Raw genomic sequence first — 20,743 nt, 5'->3', positions numbered from 1 at the left:
GAGAACCGGTTCAAACTCATATAAGTTGAAGAAAAAAGCTGGAGGAATCAAAGTGGAGCCAGGAAGCGAGAAGAAGAAAGAACACCGTGAAATTACGTACCAGGTTGGTTGGAAAAAAGGGAAGATCGAGTGGAACGAAGGGGCAGCGGAGACCTTATCCGTTAAATCACTCAAATCTGCAGAAAGCCCGGAGGAGGCTGAAGTGAGGCGGCTTCAGCTCCTATGGAAACCAGCGATGAACCTCCCAAGCTGGATGCTGTTCCCCCTTCTTTATGCGCTCCCGGTTCTTTGCTTTGGTTTGACGCTTATCCTCATTTATGGTCTGCGGCATGGATAGTCGACAATTAAGAAGGGGGGACTAGGGCATGAATATGCTATTAGCGATAATTGGCGGGTTGTTAGGCCTTTTTGTAACGGGCGTCGCCATTTACACGGCTTGGATGATTCATCAGCTTTGGCGTCAGCAGGCGGCAGCGCCAAAAGCTTTGAGCCAAGTGGAGATTGCGGTGAGCTATTTTTCACGTTGGACGGTGATGGATTATACGGTGATCGGACTTTTTATCAGTGGTTTGCTGCTATTGTTAGCGCAACTTTTCGCGATCTTGCGCGATCAAACGGCGACGACGGCTGCTTTTCATTTTTCCTATTTGCTCACGGGCCTTATTTTATGCGCGATGGGGATGCTCTTGTTGATGGTTCGTTTGATTGTCGTTCTCGGCTTCGCTCAAACAGGAGCTCTACACCGTACGTTTACGGTTGCGCCAGATCATGAGCACGAGCCAGACAACACTAATTAAGCCGAATACAGGGTACAGAGCGGCAAGAAGTGTTTTGAAACCAATTTGGCTGACGAGATAACTAAGTCCTAAGATGCTTAGCAGCAGTAGCTTAGGGTTTAATTTGGTACGTTGCTGCAGCTGCAAAGACAAGCCATACGCGTCAGCGATAAATGTCGTGAAAATTTCTCCGTAAATCACGAGCAAATAGGCGATCTGAGGGGCTGAGCCCAGCCTGTTAATGATATTCCCCATGGGGATCTCATACTGTGCGATGCCAGGCATTTGCGCTGAAAGCGCATAGTGGGCGGAGAGGAGCAGCAGTCCAATGCCCGCTCCACCGATAAGTCCGCCCCAGTATAGATCGGAGCGTTTCGTGATGGAAGATCCCATCGGCACCAGAACGGCTTGTGCCATGGCCAAATTGAAAGCTGTGTAGAGAAATGGGGCAAACCATATTTTACCAAGCGAATCATCTGTTGTGATCCTCAGCCAGTTTCCCGAAGACGGTGAATGCCACGTATAGACGACGATAACCACACTAAAAAGCAGCATGATAGGAACGACAATCGAGTTGACCGTCATGATGGCTCCAATTCCTCGCGATAATACGAGATAGGAGAGAACCAACGTGACCAAAAGTCCAGTCTGATAGGAAAGATGAAGCTGCTCCTCAAATACAGTGCCGCCACCGGCAAGCATGACGGTTGTGATTCCGAACAGCACGATCATCGTAAACAAGCTGATCCAATTTCCTATTTTCGGCCCAAAAATGACCCGGTTTAAATCCTCATAAGATGTGGCTTTCAATGTATGAGCCATGAGCATAAGTTTGATGCCAATCCAGATGAACAGGATGCTGGATAAAGCGATCGTCAATGAAGCTATCCATCCGTAACGCGTAAAAAATTGCAAAATCTCTTGTCCGGAAGCAAAACCTGCTCCAACGACAGTTCCAATATAGGTAAAGGCAATACGGACGATCTGTGATCCTTTTCGCATGGATTGCCCCGCTTTCTTTCGTTTGGTATAGTACAAGGTATGTTCACGAAGACAGTAGCATGACTGCAACTTGGGGCAAGCCCTGGTTTTTGATAAAATGGATAGGAACAGAAAGACGTAAGAAATTGGGAGTGTGTCTTTTGTGAAAGAAGCTCTTTATGATTTTATTGGACATTATGGCTATATTGCACTGTACATTTTGTTATCTGCCGGCATTGTTGGCGTACCTATACCCGATGAAACTTTGATGGCTTTCGTGGGCTCATTGACCGCGCCTGGAGGTCCTTTTGAGTATGGGACAACGTTAATTGTGATTTATGCAGGTACGATGACGGGGATGATTGTGAGTTATCTCATTGGCCACCGGGTGGGCAAGCCCTTCTTATACCGCTATGGAAAATGGTTCAAATTGACGCCGGACCGGATCGAAAGAGCGGAAGGTTGGTTTCATAAGTATGGGCTGTGGACCGTATTCTTCGGGTATTTTGTGCCGGGAGTCCGCCATTTCACCTGCTATTTGTCCGGGGTAAGCGGAGTGAAATTCTACAAATATATGCTTTACGCGGGGACAGGAGCGCTGCTGTGGTGTACAACCTTCTTGACCTTAGGCCATTTTATCGGCAGCAATTTGGATGGATTGTTCAATTTGATACATAAATATATGGGGGTCAGTTTCATTATTCTTGCGGTTGTGGCTGCGATAGGAGCGGTGATTTATTTCCGCTTTCGAAAAAGAAGAGCGATCTGAACACAAATAAAGACCATACTTATCATCCTATGGATGACGGTATGGTCTTCGGTTTTAGTGCGGTATTAACGATCTGCGAAAAGCTTGATCGATTGGATCGTGTTGGCATTCGGGTCGACATCGAGCTTCAGAAGCGTACCCTGTGATTTGTAAGAAAGCACATACGTTGTGTTGGAATCCGGTTTGCCGAGAATGCTAATGGCATCCTCTACTTTCTGACCGAGGTGCAGGCCGCGTAGTCCTGGATCAATATCAGTGGAGTGTACATCCACGAATTCAAGGGCATCCTTGACATTAAAGCCAACGGAGAAATCGCCGAAATCGTAGACCTGAATCGCATCATCGTCTTCATCCATAACGAATTGTTTCTTGGCTTTGCCGAATCGGTCCAGCACCAGGTTTTTGCTCGTTCCAAGCTTTAAGCCCATTAGAGTCGGTTTCTCCTGCTGGTAAGCATCTTCAGCCTTCACCCGCGGTTTTGTCGTTGGCTTGGCGCTTGCAGAGCTCTGAGGTAGATCCGATAAGTCCGTTTTGTTCGTGTTTGCAACTTGCGCTTCATGCTTGGCTATCGTATCCTCCGGTGCCAAGGAAGCAGCTGGAGTTTCTACAGCCAGCACGGCAGGCGTGCTGGCCGGGGTTGTGCTTGGATTCTGCTTCTGAACATGAACCGATGGATCTATAGTAGGCTGAGCGGAAGGAGCAGATGACTCTTGGCAGCCAGCTACGATAAGCAAGGAAAATGCAACAGGCACAAAGCCAAGCATGACGGGTCTCATCGCATTGTTCATCATCATCTTTCCTTTCTGCCGAATAGTTGTCTTAAAATAATATTACTAATCATACTGCGTTCGGGTTGTCAATCTCAATGGATCTTGCTGCCTAAATGTGAGCATTTCTAAAACAAATCTGAAAAAGTTAAACCCTATATGATTATAGACACCTATTCAGCAATAAAAGTTTCACTTCCACGAGCAATATTCGCAAATTGGGACTTGAAACCTACTTCATCATTATGGTAACTTACTCATAATAGACAGGATTAAGGGGGCCAGTATCATGGAATTGTTAAAGCAGCGGATCCAAGAAGTCGGTGTCGTTGTATCGGATAAAGTACTTAAGCTGGATGCCATTCTTAATCATCAGGTGGATCCGGTTTTGACCATGGAGATGGGACGGGAGTTTGCAAGACTTTTCAGAGACACCAAGCCGGACAAGGTGTTAACCGTAGAGTCCTCTGGTATTCCAATTGCCTTTACAACAGCATTGCATCTTGAGATCCCTATGATTTTCGCACGCCGCAAGAAGACATTAACGATGGATCAAGATACGTACAGCGAGCGTGTGCCTTCTTTTACCAAAGGCATTGTGACCGACATTATGGTTTCCTCGCATTTGCTGCATAAGGGTGAACGTGTGCTGCTTATTGATGATTTTATTGCAAATGGGGACGCGGCTCGCGGCTTAATTCGCATTATTGAGAAAGCGGAGGCTGAACTCGTCGGTGTCGGCATTGCGGTGGAGAAATCGTTCCAATCCGGCGGCAGTTCGATTAGAGAACGCGGCATTCGGGTGGAATCGTTAGCAAGAATTGCCTCGCTAGAGAACGGGCAAATCACTTTTGACTGATTTTACATCTAGTCTTTGACTTCCCTGATTGCCAATTATCCATTATAATGGTTACAAGGTAAGAGAGGAGGCTGACATCTATGGGTATCGAAAATGGTTCCATTGAATATTTCATGACTAAGCTTGGGGAAGCCAAAACACATTTTGAACGTGCTCTTGATTGTAAGCATACAGAATTTGATGATCTATATCCGTATATGATCGAACATCCTCAATTTTTCTGGTACAAACGCTATGTCGCTTGGTCTGAGTTGTTAACGATCGTCAAGCTCTGCACAGAGCTGACTATTGAATGGGAACAGCAATTTTCCGCAGCGCAAGTGGAATATATTCAGAAGCGTGTCATGTCAAGCAAGGTCCTTGATTTCTGGTTTGAAACGAATGATTCCAAGGAACATGTAAGCTAATGTAAATTCAAGAGGCCAATGGATCCGTTATGGATTCGTTGGCCTTTTTTCATTCCATAGGCAGTCTTCCGGAGAGATCTCGTTAGACACCATTTTTTAGTATGTTCATACTTTCAATATGCCTTTTGGTTTGTTCATTCCCTAATCGGTGCAAGGTGCGATACACTTCCGTCAAATAATAATCATATTCTTGATTGGTCTCATTGGAGTAATAAACCGACCAAGGGAGCCAAGAGGTCGCATAGCTGGCTTGGGACGTGTTATCTGTTTCCTCAAAGAGCTCCTGCAATTGATCAAATTCCTCCTCAGTAGCGGAAATCTCAAATTCATAATTGAGCGCGGTGCTGTCTTCCAATACTTCACCTGTCCCGACATTCACGTAATACGTTTTTTTGTCCAATATAAAAACCCCCAAGGTTATAATGGCGTTCTATTTCTTCGTCATGATTAAGTTAACCCTGATCTAATGGATTTATGTAAAGTTTCAACTAGACAGGAATTGGTGTATGCTTAAGGTGTAAACTGCATGGTTGGAGGTATGAGAAATGATAACAGAAGATCAATTGGATCTTTATCGTGTTGAAAGCACATTGCTTCGCGTGATTCGCGATGTTAGCCCAAGGAATGATGTCCGCGGCATTGTTGTCGCTTGGGATGATGATAGTGTTTTAATCCGCAAAAAAAATCGCAGAGTGGTCAAGCTCGCACGCAGCTATGTGTATCAGCCTTATGAAGCTGAACGGCCACCGGAATATATGCTTCCGCAAGAATTGATTGAACCGGATGATGCTGCGGATGAATCAGAATAAGGTTCCCATCACGGGCATCCAGATGGATTTGGTGAATTCCGAATACGGCAGTTACGTGCTAATTCGTAGCGATAGTCCGATGCGTACGTTGAATTCTTCGCCATGGGGCGGAGGATTCGGGATGCATGGATCGTTGATGAACAGGCAGGTACACAAGCTATATAACGAGGCTGATCCCCTTCGCGAGATGGATGATTTCATCCAACGGGAAGGGTTGAATCCTCAAGAGACGGCTGGTATGCTAACTGCAGCTTGGGTGAAGGATGTTGGGTACAGTACGCTAACGTGGACGCAAGATGGCGCAGAGGATACCGAGAATGAGACGAATCCACTGCACGTTTGTGCGTGGGTCACCGTAGGGCTCGGGAACAAGGCTAGGGCTGGCGCCGAGGTGCCTGCTGCCTCACTTTATCCCGGTACGATAAATACCATTGTCGTTATTCATGGGCAATTAACGGATGCCGCGATGGTCAACGCGGTGATTACCGCGACGGAAGCCAAGGCGGCTGCGCTTCAAGCTTTAGGCGTTGAAGTGGACGGACATCCGGCCACTGGAACGACCACGGACGCGGTGCTTATCGCCACGACATGCCGCGGCCGCTTGTACAGCTATGCGGGCACGGCTACAGCGCTGGGAAACATGATTGGAAGAACCGTGTACGAGGCTATCTTGGCATCGGGACAGTTGTATGAGAAAACGCCCTACTGATCCGTGAGGATACAGTGGGGCGTTTGTTTTGTATGTCCACATCGGTGCTTGCCGGAGGCACATCCAGCGATGAATAACATTGTTATGCCACGCCTATCTACGGTTTGCGGAAAACGCCGAAGGCGAGCCCGGCAGGATACACATCAACGCCATCCGGATCTTCGTCTTCATTTTTGAAATTGGGATCATGTACGATGCCTTCAGCTTCACCTTCTGTGAGATGTCGCTGATTGCCTGTGTATTTGGGTTCGAGAGCTTTGATTTCTTCCTCATCCATTCGTCATCCCTCCTTTGGGAATAGGTTTAGGAGCGGGGTTTGTATTTATGCATGGATTGTAAAAGTTTCGTTGACGAGCTTTCGAGTCCCATGTTATATTTATTTTTGTCACCACATCATTTGCGATCATGGCGGAATTGGCAGACGCGCACGGTTCAGGTCCGTGTGGGCTTACCCCCGTGGAGGTTCGAGTCCTCTTGATCGCATCAACCGTAACAACCCTTTCAGATTCTGAAGGGGTTGTTTTTTATTTCCTAGGAAATCATGCACAGACGGGTAGGCAGCTAGGCCTAAGACTTATATAATAAATATTATCTTGAAAGGAAATAGGGGGTCATCCTATGGAAGAAGATTGGAATTTGTTCGAACGCATCCGGGATCGGGAGCAGGTTCTAGTCTTTATGAACACTGCTTTGAAGCAGAAAGCTCCTTTCATAGGATATGGACAAAGAATTACAATTGTATTTAATATGTATAGCTTGTGGGACCTCTCGGACAGCTCAACGCAGAAGGCGCAGCAAGCCTTTTATGAGCTCGAAGACAAGCTTATTTCGCGGATGAAAGATCAGGGATATGCCCTCTATGCCGGGCGCATTTCTTCAAATAATAAAATGGAAATGTACTTTTACGCCAAGGATGACTGGGATTGGGAGCGGGAAATGAAACGGATACTGGCGGATTTTCCTAACTTCCGTTATTATTTCTCGATGAATTTGGACGCAGACTGGAGCTTCTACCTGGAAGAAATGGCGCCTTCACCCTTGGAAGAGCAGTGGATGCGCAATGCCAAGATCGCCTATGCGCTGAAGCGTCGGGGAGACAATCTGGAGAAAGCTAGGGAAGTTCAGCATTGGCTGCATTTTCCGGATTCAACCCGGATGGATGCGATGAAAAGCAAAGTGGGCGCACTTGGCTACAGGGTCATTGTCTCCGAATTTGATACGACACGTCAGGTGGAGCCATACGTGCTTCACCTGAGCAAATTACACACGCTGGATGTTCCGACCGTCAATGCGATTACCAAAGAATTGTTCGTTCTGGCCGCAGAAGTCGGCGGAACTTATGACGGCTGGGGGACGCGTCTTATCCTGAGATTTCCTGCGAAACTTCGTGCGCATTTGAAACGTATATTCCTTAAGATGATCTCCGCCTTCAAATAGTGCCTAATGTCCAGGCGTATAGCGGTTTTCATGAAGTTTAGGTATAATGCATAGTATAGATTGTACATGTTTTCTAACAAAAGGAGTTGACAGTTTCATGGATAGAACGGTCACGGTTTCTCATTCAGGCAGTTTTGCTCATGTGCTTCAAACATTTGCCATCTCCCTCTTGGTTTCCTTTCTGGGGACACTGATTGGCGCTATGGTCGTTCCGCCTTCGATGATTATGCTTTTCGTCATTGCAGAAGTGGCCATGCTGGTGGCAGCCATCGTCATTCGGATTCGCGGCAAAAATATCGGATATGGTTTTCTTTATGCCTTTACGGCGATTTCCGGTGTAACCCTATATCCGGTTATTATGGCTTACGGGGGTATGCTCGGAGCTAACGTGGTATCGGGCGCATTCTTCGCGACAGCGGCGATTTTTGGCGGACTAGCCTTCTATGCGCACCGCTCACAACGTGATTTCAGCTTCCTCGGCGGCTTTTTGTTCGCTGGAACGATTGGCCTTGTCTTGATGAGTGTCATTGGCATGTTTATTAACTTTGGTTCGATGACGAACTTGATTTGGTCGATGCTCGGCATTCTGATTTTCAGCGGTTGGGTGCTGTATGATGTGGCTCAATACCGCAATGGCGTATCGGCCGAAGAGGTTCCGCTCGCTGCACTTAATATTTATTTGGATTTCATCAATCTCTTCTTGTACATCTTGCGCTTTTTGGCTTCCATTGTTGGAGTTAGCCGAGACTAAGAGATAGAAATGGCTAGGAAAAAAGCACTTTCGACACCCACTATCGGGAATCGAAGGTGCTTTTTTAGTTTTGAAAATATGGGACATCCCCGCGAAAACATCGATTCACTTCCAGCAGGGTATGGAGAAGTAAAATGAGCTCAGCATGGCTTAGCTGAACTGTAGAGAACGTATCTTCCTGTTCGTGGTCACGAAGCCTCAATTCCAGCATGTGGTTGGATTTATCCATGTGGATGTTGAGCTGTTCAGTTAGGAGCATCTCTTCCCACATTCGATGCACCCCTTTCTCTCTAGTTACTTTAATATATGCAGCAGGGACGAGGTTAGAAGCGTGTTTGAAGGCTAGCAGCGCCGGACTGATTTTTTTGAAACAAGCACGATTTAAGCCCTCACTTCATACAATTTAGTGATCCTATATGGGGAGAGAGGAGATTGACCTATGGCGGCTTGCAATGCTTGGACGTATAGAGGGATTTCGTCTTCGGTGTTTCGTTCGTTACAACAAGTGGGCAAAAAACAAGGCTTCACCATTCCCAATGCTGCATCGGGTAAATTCATGATTACCGTGGTAGGCATGAACGTTGGTTTCCAATACGCTTGGGATATGAACGCACAGACCTTGCTGCTGCAGTGCGATAACAAACCGATGCTGCTCGGCTGTAGCACGATTAAGACATTTGCGGATAAAATTATTTCGGAGAGCGGCGGAAGAGTCAGTTGAATCCATGTCTTCCACCTGCCTTACCGTTTAAGTCCGGGGCTCTCTGGTTACAATAGGGAGAAAAAGGCAGGTGGGCGTATGGCCAAAAGTGATGACTTGGTCAAGTACATAACACAGCAGGTCGTGACGTTTATAGACACGCCAAGAGATGTTCGCCAACAAGCAAAAGCGATGCATAAAGAACAGCGGGAGCATTGGCAGACACGTTGGTTCGGCATGCTGCCCTTGGCAGCCCGGATGTTATTTGACCAGTTTAAACCCAAAAAATAAAAAGTCACAAAAAAAAGGGCTGCCCGATAAGTAGAATCGTCTACTTGACGGAGAGTCCTTTTTCATTTTAATAAATATGCCCCATTTCCAGAGCGGTAGGCAGTTGAATGTATCTTGGTCCTTCGTGATCCAGAACCAGATAAGGTAACCCATCCTGCCATGCTTGATAGCCTAATACGGCCAGTGGCAGAGTAACCTGACCATCGTATAACGCTGTCACAAAGGTCAGATGTTGATCGGAGGCAAGAGCGCTTTGGAGTTCACTCAGACCAGCCACAGGAAGCGGTGAGCCGACAATCCATGGCATCCTTTCATAAGGATCAAAGGCTGGATGCATGATGGTGCTTGCTTCTTTTAATTCTGTTGTCGTCATCCGTGTGCTATCATCGGTCACAAGCTTGGGGGTCGGGTCTTCTTTAATAGGGAGTACCTCGCCTGACTTGGCATCCACATAGTACAATTGATTGTCAAGCTTGATTCTCCAAACAGCGGTTAAGCCGTCCATATATAAGCGGTCTTTGGCGATCGTTTCATTGGCGATAAAATCTGAATAAGTAATTGTTGCCGGAATGAGTTCTTGCTGTACCAACGAACGATACAGCGTGGTCAAACTGAAAAGTGGATGCTTGCCTGTCCCGTATTCCATTAATCGGAAGGAGCCATTTTCTACAGACTGTACGATCATATAACCGACTTCCTCGCCATGATCCGTGAGAATCACGACCCAGCCATGTGTCCCTGGACCAAGTGGGTAACTGTTCCAAACTGCTGATTGCCAGTTGTGGAATCCTTCTTCGCGAGCGAGCGCCATCCTCCACTTATCAACCGTAGCTGTTAAAGTAGATTCGCTTCGCAGATCCGGCACTGGCTTTGCAGTTTCAGCTAATTGACTGCTGATCGCTGCGGGTTGTCCTACCGATTGCACGAGGCTTGTCCGATCTGGATTATCGCCCGCTGAGCTTTGGGAGGGTATGAATAAGAGACTGCCAATACATATGAAGCAAGTTGCTGTCCATGCAGTCCACAGCTTCATCCGCGTTCACCTGCCTATCGCTAACTTCTCATTTGTATGAATCTATTGTAATTCTTATGCTATAAAAAGATTGTTAGAACCTGCAGCGTTAATTTGCGAGGTTTTAGCGACTATCGTCAGTTCCTAGGCGATCGCCCGGCGGTTAAATGAAACAATCCGCAATTGATGACAGAAACGGCGATGCGCGGCTTATGCTGCCAGTCGATTTCTCTGAGGCGGTTGCGGCATTGCGTTTCGATTTCATCCCTTTTATCCGGCTCTGCGTTTAGCAAAAGGCCGTTGTAGTAGGATTCGACACGGTCAATCTCGCTGCGGTGCTGCTCATTCGCCTCGTCCGCCCATCTATGGTCATAGGCGCTTATTTTACGTTCAAGCGTCGTTTCCAGCAGGTTCACGGCTTTGGTCAGCGATATCGTATCCGGCAAAATATGACTATTCGCCGGAAGCTTAGGAGAAAGACCTTTGGTCAACAGATGCTTATGAAAATTCTCGCGAATCTCTCCGTTGTTCAATTGGATGGCAAGGGAGTGGATTTCACTTCGTTTGCGGTCGCAGGCGAGTTCAACCTTGTAATTGATGCAAAACCACGTATCATACACGAGCGCAGCGTGATAGGTGGCTCCCGTAGGAAAGGGCTCCTCAAACAGATGCACGAATTTCCCGCGTTCCCGAACGATAGAGAACATTTGCTCCAATCGTCTGCTGCCAAAAGTGACATCATCCTGCGGAACACGCGCTGTGATGGTCGTCGGAACGAAGCCGAAATAACGCCCCAGAATGCTGTCGGAGGAGCCGTCAGGCGCTTGTTCCTGGTTCGGTGCGGCTTGCGCGCCTGCATTAGATGGACTCTTCACAGCCGTCGGTGCTGCCTTGGACTTGGCATCGAGCCTCATTTGTTCCGGATCGAATACGAATTTATAGGTCATGGTTTCTGCAGGCGTCCCGGTTCGCTCGACGAAGCTCCAATAATAAGGTCGGCCCGTCATTTCCCGATCTGCTTCCGGAGACAGCTTGGCTGTGACGTAAGATGGGCTTTTCTCTAGAATGGTGCAATCATAAGCTTCAAGAAACCGCATGACAAAGGTATGAACGTTTCGTTTGTTCATGGTCTGACCTCACCGCTTTGCGCGCCGCCTACGGCATCAAGGATATGTTGAAACTCAGTTCCATACACGGGATTGTGTTCGATTTCTTCTTTGATTTCGGTAAAAGAATGACCCAGCTCGTCGATTTTCCTGCGAATATCCTCGCGTGACCCTGCTTCCATCACCATGCGGAATAACGAGGTTTCAAGAGATCCCTTCTTCTCGATTTTCTCCAAAATGGTATCGAGCTGCCCGATAACCATCTCAAACATATTGATTTTCTCATGCAGCAAAGAAAGAATGTGCTCTTCAATCGTATTATTTGTCGATAGATTATAGATGTTCACATCATGCGTCTGGCCAAGTCGATGCACACGGCCAATCCGTTGTTCCACGCGCATCGGGTTCCACGGCAGGTCAAAATTAATCATGTTATGGCAAAATTGCAGATTAATTCCCTCGCCGCCAGCTTCCGTCGCAACAAGCACTTGTACGCGATTGCGGAATAAATCCATCATCCAATCTTTTTTGCCACGGTTCATGCCGCCGCGATAGGGGACCGCTGTAATTTTATGTTCTTTCAAGTAGTTGAGCAGATACTCCTGGGAAGCGCGATACTCCGTGAAAATGATGACTTTATCATTAATCTCTTGAACGAGCTTCATGGTGGTTTCCGCTTTGCTATTCGATTTGATGCTGCGGATCAGCTCGACAAGCTCCCATATTTTGGCGCGTACAGGCGAATCTTCCGCTGTTTTTTTGAACAAATTCACGAGCGTAATGAAGACGGCATCCCTGGAGGAGCAGACCTCGCGCTGGAGGGTGATGAGCGAAAGCATGCTGTTTAAATCGCCGGAGCTCTCTGCATACCGCGTTCGGACGAAATTGGTGACGCCGTCATAGAGCGCCTGCTCGTCTGGTGAAAGCGTCAGCGGGATATTTTTCACCACCCGCTTGGTGTAATGAACACCGCCGTCGCCACGACGATTTCGGATCATCACCTTGGACAGCTCCTGCTGCAGCTGAATCTCATTTTTCGGGATCCTTTTGCCGACAACAAAATTGGACTTAAAGGAGCTGTGAACACCGAGTTGACCGGGCTTGAGCAGGGTGATGAGATTATAAAGCTCTTTCAAATCATTCTGAACCGGTGTGGCGGTGAGCAGCAGGCAATATTTTTTGCGCAGCTCATTGACGAAGGTGTAGTTGGTCGTTTTTTTATTTTTTAATTTATGAGCTTCATCGACGATCAGCATATCGTATTCCAGGCCCATCACGATTTCCCGGTGAGGATCGCGTTTGGCGGTGTCCATGGAGGCAACGATAATGTCACTTTGCTGCCACATGTACGCTTTTTTATGGGCGATGGCTGGAATGCCGAATTTGGTGTTTAATTCACGGACCCATTGCAGGACAAGGGATGCCGGCACCAGAATAAGGGTTTTGCGGACTAACCCGCGGATCATGTATTCTTTTAAAATCAACCCAGCCTCAATCGTTTTCCCGAGTCCCACCTCATCGGCCAAGATGGCTCGACCGCGCATTTCATTAAGTACTCGCTTCGCTGTCTCTATCTGATGAGCCATAGGCTCAAGCTGCCCCAGATGAGGAAGGCACTGCATTTCATCAAACGTAGAAATAAGCCCCGACTCTTCCGATTCGTAGGCGAGCTGGTACAAAGTCCAATCGTCCCACGGCCCTCCTCCGCGCACACGATGATCCAGCTCAGTAAACCAGTCCCTCTCAAAGTGCATGTCCAACCGATGATGAATGGGGCGAATGTTCTCTTGCTGTTCATGTTGACGCATCGTTGTGCCCTCCTAAGAGTTTTCATAAGAAAACTGACTTCGTGAACCTAAGCTTGTATGAAGCACGGGCGCTAAACGCCGAATACGTGTTAGTATGTCCATAAGAGGCGCTTTCATAACTTTTTCCATGGTAAAACAGATGAGGGGATCAGGGCGGGAGCTTGGAGAGGGAGAGGAATCGTAACTTAAGGCGGTTATGTGGTATGATAGAGGTTGTCTTTTGACAAGCATGGTTGGAAAGAAAGGGTGAAGATTTTGATGACGGCATGGCGATTTATACATACGGGAGATCGTTCTCCTGCTGAAAATATGGCTTTAGATGAAGCGATTTTGACCGCTCATAGCGAGGGAATCGTCCCTCCTACGGTGCGTTTTTATGGATGGAATCCAGCAACCCTGTCGATCGGTTATTTCCAAAAAGCAGCCGAGGTCGATCAGGAGGCCGTGGCCAATGAAGGGATTGGTTTCGTACGCCGCCCAACAGGAGGCAGAGCGGTTCTGCATGATAAGGAGCTGACCTACAGCATTATTGTAGCCGAGGATTATCCGGGCATTCCCCGAAATGTGACGGATGCTTACCGCGTCTTGAGCGAGGGGCTGCTGCAAGGTTTCCGTGCGTTAGGACTTAACGCTGAAATGGTGCAGCTTGCAAGCGATGAGGAGAAAGAGAAATATGCATCGGCAGGCTCAGCCGCTTGTTTCGATTCTCCATCCTGGTATGAGCTCGTGGTTGAGGGGCGTAAAGTCGCCGGCAGCGCGCAGGTACGGCAAAAGAACGTCGTGCTGCAGCACGGCTCGATTCTGCTGGATATGGATACGGATCAACTGTTCCGTATGCTGCGTTTCTCTAATGAGAAGGTGGCAGAGCGGATGAAGAAGAGTTTTTCGAAAAAAGCGGTGGCGATTAACGAGCTGCTGCGGGCGCAGGGGAAAGAAGCCGTTACCTTGGGGCAAGTTGAAGAAGCGTTCCGCCGTGAAATTGGTCTCGGTTTAGGTGTGAAGCTGGTTGAGGACTCGTTGACACCGTTTGAGATCGAATTGACCAATCGTCTTGTGCAAGAGAAGTATGGGACGGATGAGTGGAACTTTCGGCGATAATGGTGAGGCGTGGGGTTTGCTAAGCTTGGGTAGCTGAACCAGTAGGATAGGGGGAAATAGGGGAACTACAGGACGCTATTTAGGGGTAAAGTAGTTGTCGGGGGACTTGAACGGAACTCCAGGGTCTTATTTCTGGAAAATGCGGGCATATTCGTATGAAAGCTCCGAAATAACGGCCTGGAGTTCCCTTCCGTCGCTACACACGGTGGATTTCGCTGAAATAGCGCCCTGGCGTTCCTCGTGTGAGGATTTAAAAAACCTAAGGCAGATGCCTTAGGTTTTTTGCTGATTACGAGAACGTGCGAACAAACTCCTCTTGCAGCTTGCGGGTATATGCCCCTGGCGTGCCGGCTCCAATCGTGAGGCCATCCACTTCCAGAATTGGCGTTATTTCTACCGTTGTTCCTGTAATAAAGGCTTCGTCAGCCGCCATAAGCTGTTTCGTCGTAAAAGCCTCTTCTTTAACCGGTATTTCCAAAGCTCCAGCTAAACGCAATACGACTGCTCGGGTGATACCGTGCAAAATCAAATGATTCGCAGGATGCGTATAAAGCACGCCATCCTTGATCATCATCAGGTTAGATGCGCTGCACTCCGTCACCGTACCTTCTCGATGCAGTACAACCTCCTGCACGCCGTGATCGAGCGCTGCTTGCTTGGCCATGACGTTGGGCAGCAGATTGAGCGTTTTGAGATCGCATCTTAACCAGCGAATATCGGCAAACGTAATAGCTTTAATCCCGTTATGTATGGTTGCCGTTGGTCTAGGGACTTCCGTGCAATAGGCCAGCATGATCGGTTCTGCCTGAGTCGGAAACGGATGCGCGCGTGGAGCTTCCCCTCGGGTGATTTGCAGATATAAGGTGCCTTCGATCAGCTTATTTTTGTCCACCAGCTCTGTGAGAATTTGACCGATTTTTTCGATGGTATAAGGGAGGGTAAGCCGCACCTCGCTGGCGGTTCTTTGAAGCCTCTGCATATGGGCGTCTTGCTCATACAGTTGGCCCCGATAGACACGGAAAACTTCATAAATACCGTCTCCGAAATAATAACCGCGATCATCGGGCGAGAGCTGAATATCATCTTTATTCATAAATTCATTTTTATAAAAATACATGTCTCTAACCTCTCCTTAGGAAAAATAAATAACGAACAAATGTTCTAAAGTTGAGCGAATTGTGGTATCCTAAATACAGGTTAGCAGAGGAATCCGCTATCGTCAAAAGCAACGAACCGCCAGCTCGCTTTCTATAAAATAAAGAGAGATTTCGAGGAAATTCTAGCTAAAGCGATATTTACTTGTTTTATTAAACAAAATTGGTCCTTTGGCCATTCGAAGGTCCATATCTAGTGTTGTATAATGGATTTCTCACACCAGATATTGTAATTTTCAATTTAGTTGGAGCTGAATCTGTAGCTTATTGGGAGGGCATTTATCAATGGGGATTTCGCAATCAGGTAAGAGGCTGGAAGGGTTAAGCGAGAAAATATTTTTGGATCGCTATGCGCTTAAGAATGCGGATACGAGCTTTGCTAAAGTGGGAGACACCGTACTCGTATTGACGAAGGATGATCCCAAATTCCCAGCCAAAGAAGTAGGCGAAATAATTAGCCGTGAAGGCGACATCGTGCAAGTAAGAACACGCAGTGGCGAGACAGTCAAATCTGCAGTTGAGAAGCTTACATTAAACATAGAAAAGACACCGGAAGAAATGTGGGATCGTTTGGCCGGAGCCATGGCATCCGTGGAAACGACACCCGAGAAACGCAAGGAATGGACGGAGAAATTCAGATATATTTTGGATGATTGGAAACTTGTTCCAGGTGGACGAATTGCAGCAGGAGCGGATGCAAGCGACGAGTTAACGTTGTTCAACTGTTATGTGATCCCATCTCCTCACGATAGCCGTGGCGGCATTATGAGCACACTTTCAGAAATGACGGAAATCATGTCACGCGGCGGTGGTGTGGGAATCAATCTGTCTTCCCTTCGACCACGCCGTTCCGTTGTCAAAGGAGTTAACGGCTCTTCGAGCGGTGCTGTATCTTGGGGCGGCTTGTTTAGCTATACAACAGGTCTGATTGAGCAAGGCGGAAGCCGTCGTGGCGCACTCATGCTGATGATCAATGACTGGCATCCTGATCTGGAAGATTTCATTACGGTGAAGTCAACGATGGGACAAATCACCAATGCCAATTTATCCGTTTGCGTAAGCAATGGATTTATGAAGGCCGTGAAGGAAGATTTGGAGTGGGAACTCGTTTTCCCGGATACGACGGATCCTGAATATAACGAGAAATGGGACGGCAATTTGGAAGCTTGGAAACAACTTGGCAAAGCCGTCAAGCCTTACCGCACAGTAAGAGCTCGTGAGGTGTGGCACACGATTATTGAGTCCGCTTGGAAATCGGCTGAGCCTGGTGTTGTGTTCATGGAATACTACAACCAAATGTCGAATAGCTGGTATTTCAATCCGATTATTTGTACGAATCCGTGTGGGGAGCAGGGGCTTCCGGCTTGGGGAGTTTGCAACTTGTCGGCGATTAACTTATCCAAATTTTATGATGCAGAGAAACATGATGTTGATTGGGTTGATCTGGCTACGGTTGTTCGCTACTCGACGCGTTTCCTTGATAATGTCATTGACAAAACGCCTTATCATTTTGAAGAAAACCGTGAGAATCAACAGAAGGAACGCCGCGTAGGCTTAGGATCAATGGGCTTGGCGGAACTAATGATTAAGTTGAAAATTCGTTACGGCAGTCCGGAATCCTTAGCATTTTTGGACAAAATCTACGGCTTCATGGCAAGAGAAGCTTATCTGGCATCAGCGGAAATCGCCTCTGAAAAAGGATCTTTCCAAGCGTTTGTTGCAGATAAGTTCCTGGAAAGCGGCTTTATGAAAAATATGACCAAGGTATTCCCGGAAGTTGGCGAAGCCATTAAGAACAGCGGAATGCGCAACGTAACGGTCATCACGCAGGCTCCGACGGGAAGCACAGGGACGATGGTTGGCACTTCGACGGGGATTGAGCCGTATTTTGCCTTTGAATATTTCCGTCAAAGCCGTCTGGGCTTTGATAAACAATATGTGCCGATTGCTCAAGAATGGAAGGACGCTAATCCGAATCAGGAATTGCCGGATTACTTTGTAACTTCCATGACCTTAACGGCTGAAGATCATATTCGAGCACAAGCAGCGATCCAGAAATGGGTTGACAGCTCGATCTCCAAAACAGCGAATTGCCCATCCGATTTCACAGTTGAAGAGACCAAACGGTTGTATGAATTGGCTTTTGATTTGGGTTGTAAAGGCGTTACCATCTACCGTGATGGAAGCCGTGATGTGCAAGTTCTTAGCACAAGTTCAGACAAGAAAGAGGAGAAGAAAGTTGAGAAGGCAGAAGCAGCACCTGTTGCTGTAGCTGCGGAAGCTGTGAAAGAAGAAGCCAGCTTAACGAATCTTTCAGGCAAGCTTGCGGTTAATGTTGACGCCAAAACAGAGCAAGTTTTCGATAAGCAATATAAGCGCCGCCCGCAAATTCTGCGAGGCGCAACCTATAAAGTGAATACTCCATTCGGCATGGCGTATATTACGATTAATGATATGAACGGAACGCCGAGTGAAATATTCCTCAACGTGGGGAAAGCCGGATCAGACGTTTTTGCGATGTCTGAAGCACTTGGCCGCGTGTGCTCGTTGTTCTTGCGTTACGGCGACCATGGGGACAAAGTGAAGCTGCTCGTGAAGCACTTGAAAGGCATTGGCGGCTCCGGCGCCATTGGATTTGGCACGAACCGTGTCGAGTCGATCGCTGACGCGGTTGCCAAAGCGCTCGAGCAGCACGACGAAGTGATGAACGAGCAAGACGACGCGCGGAACTACGTGACCGCGACGAGTGAAGTGCTGGATGCGCCAGCTCCGGCACCGGTGGCTGCTGTTAGCGGGCACACCGCACATAGCGCGCATGGCAGCAACGCTGCTAGCGCCGCGACGAAGGACTTGTGCCCGTCTTGCGGTTCCGCTTCGCTGATTAACAGCGAAGGGTGTAAGAATTGCGCGAACTGTGGCTACAGTCGCTGCTCATAAGAGGACCAGGGGCGGGAGCCCCTGGTTTTTTTTGTGATTTTTCATAATAAACTGTAAATGTTCCAAATATTACTGTAGGTATTTTTTCAAAAAAACCTCCATACAAAAAAATGCATAAATATGCAAATTCAAAATGGCTAAGATACTCATTATGTATCTTGGCCATTTTTGGCTTTGGATGTTTATAGTTTGTTGATCATGGATATACAGAATTAAAAATAAAATTTAAGAAGGAGCTGTCGGTAGCATGGAATTTAGTGTTAGAAATAAATACCTTTTGAAACGTTCAGAGCCAATGGAGGGGGAAAGTTTGAGAGGATTCATTCTCAGGATATCTGAGAGGAATTTACTTGAACCTGATTGTATGATAATTTACAAAAGTGTTGGACTTAAAAAATATAATAAGACAAAAAATATATTAATTCCAGATGAAGAAGTAAATATTAATTTGTTTGAGTTAAGTATCCTTCTAGGAGTTGATCAATATAAACTTGATCAAATGTTGTTATTTAATCAGATTAGTACAGAGATTCAATCAGAGAATATGAAAAAACAAATCCGACATTTGGGAACTTGTTTAAATAAACAAAGAATTTGCCCCGAATGCTTTAAAATGGAACAATTCCACAAAAGTATTTGGGAAATATCATTGTTAACAGTTTGCCCAACTCATAAATGCTTAATGGTGGACTTTTGTAAGGAGTGCGGAAGAAATATTGATCCTTACAGAAAGGAATTACTGTTTTGTAAATGTGGATTTGATTTTAGAAATTCAGAAGTAATATGTATGGATTCATTGTTTTCTAGTTACCTTACGGACAGGTTTAATAATAAAGCTTATGTAAGCGATGATTATATTGAACTTAATAATCTTAGTATTTTTCACCTATTACTCCTAATTATTAATTCAGCAAAGTGGATTAATGGGAAAGAAGTTAGCCATGTACAAAGTAATTTCTCCAAGCTTTTGATTCAAAGCAATCTTACGAATGCAATTGATGAGGGATTTAGGTTATTTTGGGATTGGCCGAATAATTTTTTTGTGTTTATTGACCAACTACGAATTTCAAACAATAGGTACAATAGCATTGGGAATATAAACAAAATTCTAAAAGAAAATATTAATGATAATGTATTTTCCTTTATCCACGAACAAGTCGACTATTATTTTATGAATCATTGGCAGAATGGATTCACTAAACAAATTGCAATGGATGATAATAGTTATAAAAAAATATCTGCCAAAATATCTGCAAGAGTTTTAAGAGGTGAACAGAAAGCTAATCAGTTTGGTGGTATCTCTAAGAAGCAAGCGTCTACATTACTTGGAGTTGGATTGGACCAGATCGATTACTTTAGAGAAAAAAATATTATTACTCCTATTTCTGGACCTACAGTAGACGGGAATCCTTTTTGGAAATTTAGCGAGGCGGAAATCCACACCATCCTTGAAAAAGTTGAAAACCAAATGTCAATGGGTATTACAGTAAGAAGTTTAGGTTTTTACCGAGCCTCACAAATAGCAGGCAACTATGAACTGAGTATGGCTGACTTTTTATACGAAATACTACAGGGTAACATAAATGCAAGTTCTAAAGTTGACGGTCAAGGACTTTCAAAATATCATTTTGATGAAAAAAAAATTAGATCATACCTCCAAAATGGGTTTATCAGTATAAAGGAGATATCTGAACGTTTACAAGTAAAACGAAATTCAGTTGAACGCTGGGTAAAGCAGGGGTACATAAATGTTGAAAAGACAATGAACTCAGGAAACCATCAATTGATAACAATCAATGATTACAGTAAATTTCGAATGAATTTTGTAGCTGTCGTAGAAATTGTACGAATACATAACAGTATAGGTTCAAGTGAGAAATTACTAAGGGTTTTGGGGGCTATAGGGGTTTTCCCAATTAACTCCATAACAGCCCCAGGAGATAGGTACCTTTTAGAAAGAAGTGAGCGTTTAAATGAATACCTATCAAATGTAGGATTAGAACTGCCACTAGACACAATTAATGTTTAGTAAACAATAAGTTGAAGGGGGGGATTATACTAAGATAATTAATGTTTATTTTCTGGAAGTAAATCATAGATTGAAACCTTTAATACATAGCCAATCTGGTACAAAGAATGAATAGTTACTTTTTGAATACCACTCTCAATATTTGCAATTGACGATCTCGATAAGTTTATTTTTATCCCAAATTCAGTTTGTGTTAACCCGCGTCTCCTTCTTGTGCTTTTAACCCTTCTTCCAATCTCCTGATAAATTAAATCCTCTGCTCTCCAGAAATTTAAACTTGCCATGATTCACTCCTCCTTTTGCATTTATAACATGATTATTTCCATTCTATAAACCTAGTATA

At 45.9% G+C, this 20,743-nt stretch carries 24 protein-coding genes and 1 tRNA gene; 15 read left to right on the top strand and 10 right to left on the bottom strand.

The features are described 5' to 3' along the window. Positions 1–25 precede the first annotated feature (25 nt). Both RQP52_RS23350 and RQP52_RS23345 read left to right on the top strand, forming a co-directional pair. Entirely contained in the window at positions 26–337 is a 312-nt protein-coding gene (locus RQP52_RS23350) for a hypothetical protein (RefSeq protein WP_315954082.1), read from the top strand. Positions 338–365: 28 nt separating this feature from the next. Further along, on the top strand, positions 366–797 hold the full coding sequence (locus RQP52_RS23345; protein WP_315954081.1) for a hypothetical protein: 432 nt from the start codon (positions 366–368) through the stop codon (positions 795–797). Here RQP52_RS23345 and RQP52_RS23340 read toward each other — a convergent pair. Continuing rightward, positions 738–1,778 carry a YkvI family membrane protein gene (locus tag RQP52_RS23340; protein WP_315954080.1) on the bottom strand — a complete coding sequence of 347 codons (1,041 nt, stop codon included), beginning with the start codon at positions 1,776–1,778 and terminating at the stop codon, positions 738–740. The genes RQP52_RS23345 and RQP52_RS23340 overlap by 60 nt on opposite strands. Before the next feature lie 142 nt (positions 1,779–1,920). On the opposite strand from RQP52_RS23340, the gene RQP52_RS23335 reads away from it, so the two are divergent. Next, positions 1,921–2,526, top strand: coding sequence for a DedA family protein (locus RQP52_RS23335; protein ID WP_315954079.1), 606 nt, complete (start codon positions 1,921–1,923; stop codon positions 2,524–2,526). Between the two features lie 65 nt (positions 2,527–2,591). Here RQP52_RS23335 and RQP52_RS23330 read toward each other — a convergent pair whose 3' ends face one another. Beyond that, on the bottom strand, positions 2,592–3,320 hold the full coding sequence (locus tag RQP52_RS23330; RefSeq protein WP_315954078.1) for a hypothetical protein: 729 nt from the start codon (positions 3,318–3,320) through the stop codon (positions 2,592–2,594). Positions 3,321–3,582: 262 nt separating this feature from the next. On the opposite strand from RQP52_RS23330, the gene RQP52_RS23325 reads away from it, so the two are divergent. Further along, complete coding sequence (locus RQP52_RS23325; RefSeq protein ID WP_161409454.1) at positions 3,583–4,152, top strand: xanthine phosphoribosyltransferase; 570 nt, start codon at positions 3,583–3,585, stop codon at positions 4,150–4,152. A gap of 80 nt (positions 4,153–4,232) precedes the next feature. Next, positions 4,233–4,559 (top strand): hypothetical protein, encoded by a 327-nt coding sequence (locus RQP52_RS23320; RefSeq protein ID WP_079413697.1) that lies wholly within the window; start codon positions 4,233–4,235, stop codon positions 4,557–4,559. Positions 4,560–4,641: 82 nt separating this feature from the next. On the opposite strand, the gene RQP52_RS23315 is transcribed toward RQP52_RS23320, so the two are convergent. After that, a complete protein-coding gene (locus RQP52_RS23315; protein ID WP_315954077.1) occupies positions 4,642–4,959 on the bottom strand; it encodes a hypothetical protein in 318 nt (105 codons plus the stop codon). A 145-nt stretch (positions 4,960–5,104) separates the two neighbouring features. Between RQP52_RS23315 and RQP52_RS23310 the strand changes: the two genes are divergently transcribed. Continuing rightward, positions 5,105–5,368 carry a hypothetical protein gene (locus RQP52_RS23310; protein WP_157325741.1) on the top strand — a complete coding sequence of 88 codons (264 nt, stop codon included), beginning with the start codon at positions 5,105–5,107 and terminating at the stop codon, positions 5,366–5,368. Next, positions 5,355–6,077 (top strand): adenosylcobinamide amidohydrolase, encoded by a 723-nt coding sequence (locus RQP52_RS23305; RefSeq protein ID WP_315954076.1) that lies wholly within the window; start codon positions 5,355–5,357, stop codon positions 6,075–6,077. Before RQP52_RS23310 ends, RQP52_RS23305 begins: the two co-directional genes overlap by 14 nt. A 97-nt stretch (positions 6,078–6,174) precedes the next feature. On the opposite strand, the gene RQP52_RS23300 is transcribed toward RQP52_RS23305, so the two are convergent. After that, on the bottom strand, positions 6,175–6,354 hold the full coding sequence (locus RQP52_RS23300) for a hypothetical protein (RefSeq protein WP_315954075.1): 180 nt from the start codon (positions 6,352–6,354) through the stop codon (positions 6,175–6,177). A gap of 122 nt (positions 6,355–6,476) precedes the next feature. On the opposite strand from RQP52_RS23300, the gene RQP52_RS23295 reads away from it, so the two are divergent. From RQP52_RS23295 to RQP52_RS23285, 3 genes are all read left to right on the top strand, one after another. Then, positions 6,477–6,560 (top strand) — tRNA-Leu (locus RQP52_RS23295). A 135-nt stretch (positions 6,561–6,695) separates the two neighbouring features. Beyond that, positions 6,696–7,514, top strand: a complete 819-nt coding sequence (locus RQP52_RS23290) for a DUF695 domain-containing protein (protein ID WP_315954074.1) — start codon at positions 6,696–6,698, stop codon at positions 7,512–7,514. Positions 7,515–7,611: 97 nt separating this feature from the next. Then, complete coding sequence (locus tag RQP52_RS23285) at positions 7,612–8,265, top strand: Bax inhibitor-1/YccA family protein (RefSeq protein ID WP_315954073.1); 654 nt, start codon at positions 7,612–7,614, stop codon at positions 8,263–8,265. Positions 8,266–8,329: 64 nt separating this feature from the next. Here RQP52_RS23285 and RQP52_RS23280 read toward each other — a convergent pair whose 3' ends face one another. Beyond that, positions 8,330–8,494, bottom strand: a complete 165-nt coding sequence (locus tag RQP52_RS23280; RefSeq protein WP_315954072.1) for a hypothetical protein — start codon at positions 8,492–8,494, stop codon at positions 8,330–8,332. Positions 8,495–8,704: 210 nt separating this feature from the next. Between RQP52_RS23280 and RQP52_RS23275 the strand changes: the two genes are divergently transcribed. Next, positions 8,705–8,986, top strand: coding sequence for a hypothetical protein (locus tag RQP52_RS23275; RefSeq protein WP_157325733.1), 282 nt, complete (start codon positions 8,705–8,707; stop codon positions 8,984–8,986). A 78-nt stretch (positions 8,987–9,064) separates the two neighbouring features. After that, positions 9,065–9,256 (top strand): YqzE family protein, encoded by a 192-nt coding sequence (locus tag RQP52_RS23270; protein WP_315954071.1) that lies wholly within the window; start codon positions 9,065–9,067, stop codon positions 9,254–9,256. Between the two features lie 67 nt (positions 9,257–9,323). Here the strand turns inward: RQP52_RS23270 and RQP52_RS23265 are convergent, their stop codons facing one another. The 3 genes from RQP52_RS23265 to RQP52_RS23255 all read right to left on the bottom strand — a co-directional run bounded on the left by RQP52_RS23265 (position 9,324) and on the right by RQP52_RS23255 (position 13,182). Next, positions 9,324–10,289 (bottom strand): hypothetical protein, encoded by a 966-nt coding sequence (locus RQP52_RS23265; protein ID WP_315954070.1) that lies wholly within the window; start codon positions 10,287–10,289, stop codon positions 9,324–9,326. Positions 10,290–10,405: 116 nt separating this feature from the next. Continuing rightward, on the bottom strand, positions 10,406–11,395 hold the full coding sequence (locus tag RQP52_RS23260; protein ID WP_315954069.1) for a YqhG family protein: 990 nt from the start codon (positions 11,393–11,395) through the stop codon (positions 10,406–10,408). Next, positions 11,392–13,182 (bottom strand): DEAD/DEAH box helicase, encoded by a 1,791-nt coding sequence (locus RQP52_RS23255; protein ID WP_315954068.1) that lies wholly within the window; start codon positions 13,180–13,182, stop codon positions 11,392–11,394. Before RQP52_RS23255 ends, RQP52_RS23260 begins: the two co-directional genes overlap by 4 nt. Before the next feature lie 258 nt (positions 13,183–13,440). Between RQP52_RS23255 and RQP52_RS23250 the strand changes: the two genes are divergently transcribed. Next, the gene (locus tag RQP52_RS23250) at positions 13,441–14,280 is read left to right on the top strand and encodes a lipoate--protein ligase family protein (protein WP_315954067.1); all 840 of its coding nucleotides are present in this window, start codon (positions 13,441–13,443) and stop codon (positions 14,278–14,280) included. 289 nt (positions 14,281–14,569) lie between these two features. On the opposite strand, the gene dat is transcribed toward RQP52_RS23250, so the two are convergent. Next, positions 14,570–15,397: a D-amino-acid transaminase gene (gene dat / locus RQP52_RS23245; RefSeq protein ID WP_315954066.1), complete on the bottom strand. Its 828-nt coding sequence runs from the start codon at positions 15,395–15,397 to the stop codon at positions 14,570–14,572. Positions 15,398–15,719: 322 nt separating this feature from the next. Between dat and RQP52_RS23240 the strand changes: the two genes are divergently transcribed. Then, positions 15,720–18,371 (top strand): adenosylcobalamin-dependent ribonucleoside-diphosphate reductase, encoded by a 2,652-nt coding sequence (locus tag RQP52_RS23240; protein WP_315954065.1) that lies wholly within the window; start codon positions 15,720–15,722, stop codon positions 18,369–18,371. 247 nt (positions 18,372–18,618) lie between these two features. Next, positions 18,619–20,400, top strand: a complete 1,782-nt coding sequence (locus RQP52_RS23235; RefSeq protein ID WP_315954064.1) for a TniQ family protein — start codon at positions 18,619–18,621, stop codon at positions 20,398–20,400. Between the two features lie 38 nt (positions 20,401–20,438). Here RQP52_RS23235 and RQP52_RS23230 read toward each other — a convergent pair whose 3' ends face one another. Continuing rightward, entirely contained in the window at positions 20,439–20,684 is a 246-nt protein-coding gene (locus tag RQP52_RS23230; protein WP_315954063.1) for a helix-turn-helix domain-containing protein, read from the bottom strand. Between the last annotated feature and the right edge of the window lie 59 nt (positions 20,685–20,743).

The sequence above is a fragment of the Paenibacillus violae genome, assembly GCF_032461945.1.
Lineage (GTDB): Bacteria > Bacillota > Bacilli > Paenibacillales > NBRC-103111 > Paenibacillus_E > Paenibacillus_E violae.
Note: the sequence above shows the minus strand (reverse complement) of the source record. Positions and strands in the feature narration are given on the sequence as shown.